This is a genomic window from Daejeonella sp. (assembly GCF_044232565.1).
In the GTDB taxonomy this organism is placed as follows: domain Bacteria; phylum Bacteroidota; class Bacteroidia; order Sphingobacteriales; family Sphingobacteriaceae; genus Daejeonella.
The window spans coordinates 1-3,390 of sequence record NZ_JBIILQ010000273.1; the positions used below are offsets into that span (position 1 = coordinate 1).

The window sequence follows — 3,390 nt, forward strand, 5'->3', positions numbered from 1 at the left end:
TCGCAGAACCTTTCATAGCATCAGACGCAGCGGCGGCGTTTATTCGAATTTGGTTTATTGTTTTTTAAAGGCTCTCATGGTCTCGGCGAAGAGCCTCGGCTTGTTTCTTTTCTGCTGAAGGAAAAGAAAAACTAAGCCCTCACGGCCTTTAAATTTATACCAGAATTTGCATGAAATTTCTACTATGACTGAACAGATTTCTCCACTCATCATAATATAAAAACCTAAATATTCGATTATTCGCAATGACGCCGCAGGCTAATAATTATCACTACCTCACCAAACCCAACAAATACTCCCCATACCCACTCTTAACTAGCGGTTCGGCAATTTTTTGGAGTTGCTCTTTAGTGATAAACTTCATCTGGTAGGCAATCTCTTCAATACAGCCAATTTTCAAGCCTTGTCTTTCTTCAATCACTTGAACAAACTGTCCCGCTTGCATAAGCGAGTTGAAAGTACCCGTATCAAGCCATGCGGTACCGCGACTCAACACTCCCACTTTTAACTTATTTTGTTTCAAGTATTCGCGGTTTACGTCCGTGATTTCATATTCCCCACGTGGTGAAGGATTTATATTTTTGGCGATCTCAACCACCGAATTATTATAGAAGTATAAACCGGGAACAGCATAATTTGATTTCGGATGGCTAGGCTTCTCCTCAATGGAAAGCGCATTAAAATCCGCATCAAACTCCACCACGCCATAGCGCTCTGGATCGGAAACCTGATAAGCAAATACCACTCCCCCTTCTGGATGTTGGATGGTTGGCAAGAGATTGCTAATCGAATCCCCATGGAAAATATTGTCGCCCAAAATAAGTGCCACATCATCATCTCCAATAAATTGCTCACCAATTACAAAGGCCTGTGCCAATCCATTGGGAATAGCCTGCTCAGCATAGGTGAAATTACAGCCAATTCGTTTACCATCGCCCAAAAGCTTCTCAAAATGAGGAAGATCATGAGGCGTTGAAATAATCAGAATATCCTTAATACCCGCTTGCATTAGAGTGGATAGTGGATAATAAATCATCGGTTTATCGTAAACCGGCATCAATTGCTTGCTTACTGCGAGCGTTAATGGGTGAAGCCTCGTCCCCGAGCCCCCTGCGAGTATAATTCCCTTCATGGATTTTTTATCGTAATCTAAAAGCTTTAAGCAATTTATTAATTTTACTCAAAGGTAATTGACTTCATTTAAGAATAAAGAAAAAAATATACTAAAAATTAAGGAAATATCAAAGAGTAGTCGATTCCGATTTAGCCTTATCTACCAATTCTTGATACCATTCGGCGCCATACTTCCTAATTAAAGGTTCCTTAAGGAATTGATATACAGGCACTTTCAATTCGTTACCAAAACTACAAGCGGGACTACAGATATTCCATCGGTCGTAATGCAGGACTTCAAATTCAGGGTAATTAGTAATTCGAATGGGGTATAAATGGCAGGAAATGGGCTTCTTCCAGCCTATTTTTCCTTCTTCATAGGCCTTTTCGATGGAGCATTTGCTGATGCCATTCTCCATAATCACATAGGCACATTCCTTATTGGTATCTACACAAGGCGTGGTATAATCGCCTTCAAAATCTTTGACATGGGTGCCAAACTCTTCGATTACAGCAATCCCCTTTTCGGTCATGTAGGGCTTAATGATGGGATAAATCTCTTCGAGGATGGCCAATTCTGAGCGTTCAAGTGGCGCACCGGAATCGCCTTCGATGCAGCAAATGCCTTTACATTTATTGAGATTACAGACAAAATTTTCACGTACAATATCCTCGTGAACCAGGGTATTTTTTACTTCAATCATAATTTATCTTTTAGCCACCCCCATCGTATATTTTAGTCCCTCGGCACTGATAAGTTCCAGCGTAACCGAGCCCACCAAAATTTCTACATGAGCCTTTACGGGAATGCGATTGGCATCATCCGTAATCCAAAGATATAACTTACTATTCTTTCTAAAGACTCTGCCGGGTTGAATTGAGGGACTAAATTTAATACAGCGCACATATCCCAATGAGGTTTTCACTACTTCCTTACCTACATATTGAATATCCATTTTGCTGATGCCGTCGTGTAGGAAATAGTCGAGGCTAAATGTATCCCCTTCCGTGAGTGCAGAAATATTAAGATTACGGGCAAAGTAATAGGCCGAAACCACATCAAATGTTTGTCCGTTGGACTTGAAAGTGCCGTTATTGGAAACCACCTTTTTCTCTTCTTGATAAAAGCGAGCCTTATCATTTCGGCGATAATTTGCTTCGCGGATATTTTCGGTATAGAGATAGGGCGTCATGGTCTTCTTATCTACGTAGGAGTCGTAGCGGTTTCTCACTTTGTAGAATATATTGAACGTTCCCGCTGTACGACCCTCTGCAACAAGATGAAAAACCGGATTATTATCAAATTGGGCCGTTGATTCTTCCACCCGGATGGATGCTTCGGCGGCGGTTATAAAACCATAGCGAAGGCGGTAGTCGAGGCGCTCCCCCACTTTAAACACTGGCTCACCATTGTTTTTTACCACTTGCGCGAAAGCAAAAGAACCCGCCAAAAGCAGAATTATAAATAGGATCTGTTTTTTTATCATTTTTATTGGTGCAAATTTAGGAATATGTAAGCAATAATATTGCCATGATTGGGGGATATAAATTCTAAACCTAGTTCCCTATCATTCCGGACATGTTTAACCACCCCGTCATTCCGACAGAGGCACGACGAGGAATCTGTTCATTTGGAAATCCCAGTTCGATTCAACAGATTTCTCCATGCTTGACAGATAAGCGTAAGCCTTGTATTTACATTCGCATGTTCGAAATGACGACTCGGCGGTAAATTCAAAAAGCTTAGCTAATTAAATAAACCTACCGTTAGCTCATTAATCACTTACTCCAGTTATTATTCATTAGAAAAAATCATTAAAATGCACAATGGAAAAAGGAGGAGCTGTTTATATCATGACCAATAAGAATAAAACAACACTCTATATTGGTGTTACTTCAAATCTTAGAAATAGAATTATTCAACACAAAGAACATCATTTTTCATCTAGTTTCACAGCTACATATAATTTAACTTATTGTATTTATTATGAAAGTTTTTTTTCTATTCAGGAAGCAATTGCGCGTGAAAAAGTTTTGAAAAAATGGAGAAGAGAGAAGAAAATTGAACTTATAAATAACTTGAATCCAGAGTGGAAGGATTTATGGGAAGATATTAAGTTATGGTGATGTAGCACCCCGTCATTCCGAAGGAGGCACGACGCGGAATCTGTTCATTTGGAAACCCCAGTTCGGCTCACCAGATTTCTCCACTCAGAACAATCATCCTAAGCTCCATAATTCCAATTGAGTGTTCGAAATGACGCCGTTTGGTTTGAT

The 3,390-nt window shown here is 40.0% G+C and carries 4 protein-coding genes; 1 reads left to right on the top strand and 3 read right to left on the bottom strand.

What is annotated here, in order from left to right:
- Nucleotides 1–271 precede the first annotated feature (271 nt).
- The 3 genes from rfbA to ACILQF_RS11885 all read right to left on the bottom strand — a co-directional run bounded on the left by rfbA (nucleotide 272) and on the right by ACILQF_RS11885 (nucleotide 2,600).
- Nucleotides 272–1,132, bottom strand: a complete 861-nt coding sequence (gene rfbA / locus ACILQF_RS11875) for a glucose-1-phosphate thymidylyltransferase RfbA (protein WP_395627619.1) — start codon at nucleotides 1,130–1,132, stop codon at nucleotides 272–274.
- Between the two features lie 109 nt (nucleotides 1,133–1,241).
- A complete protein-coding gene (locus ACILQF_RS11880; RefSeq protein ID WP_395627620.1) occupies nucleotides 1,242–1,817 on the bottom strand; it encodes a DUF3109 family protein in 576 nt (191 codons plus the stop codon).
- Nucleotides 1,818–1,820: 3 nt separating this feature from the next.
- Nucleotides 1,821–2,600 carry a DUF3108 domain-containing protein gene (locus tag ACILQF_RS11885; protein ID WP_395627621.1) on the bottom strand — a complete coding sequence of 260 codons (780 nt, stop codon included), beginning with the start codon at nucleotides 2,598–2,600 and terminating at the stop codon, nucleotides 1,821–1,823.
- Between the two features lie 340 nt (nucleotides 2,601–2,940).
- On the opposite strand from ACILQF_RS11885, the gene ACILQF_RS11890 reads away from it, so the two are divergent.
- Nucleotides 2,941–3,240: a GIY-YIG nuclease family protein gene (locus ACILQF_RS11890; protein WP_395627622.1), complete on the top strand. Its 300-nt coding sequence runs from the start codon at nucleotides 2,941–2,943 to the stop codon at nucleotides 3,238–3,240.
- The last annotated feature ends 150 nt before the right edge of the window (nucleotides 3,241–3,390 follow it).

Coding starts and splice junctions, on each gene's coding strand:
- rfbA (WP_395627619.1), bottom strand. CDS start 1,132: ATGAAGGGAATTATACTCGCAGGGGGCTCGGGGACGAGGCTTCACCCA.
- ACILQF_RS11880 (WP_395627620.1), bottom strand. CDS start 1,817: ATGATTGAAGTAAAAAATACCCTGGTTCACGAGGATATTGTACGTGAA.
- ACILQF_RS11885 (WP_395627621.1), bottom strand. CDS start 2,600: ATGATAAAAAAACAGATCCTATTTATAATTCTGCTTTTGGCGGGTTCT.
- ACILQF_RS11890 (WP_395627622.1), top strand. CDS start 2,941: ATGGAAAAAGGAGGAGCTGTTTATATCATGACCAATAAGAATAAAACA.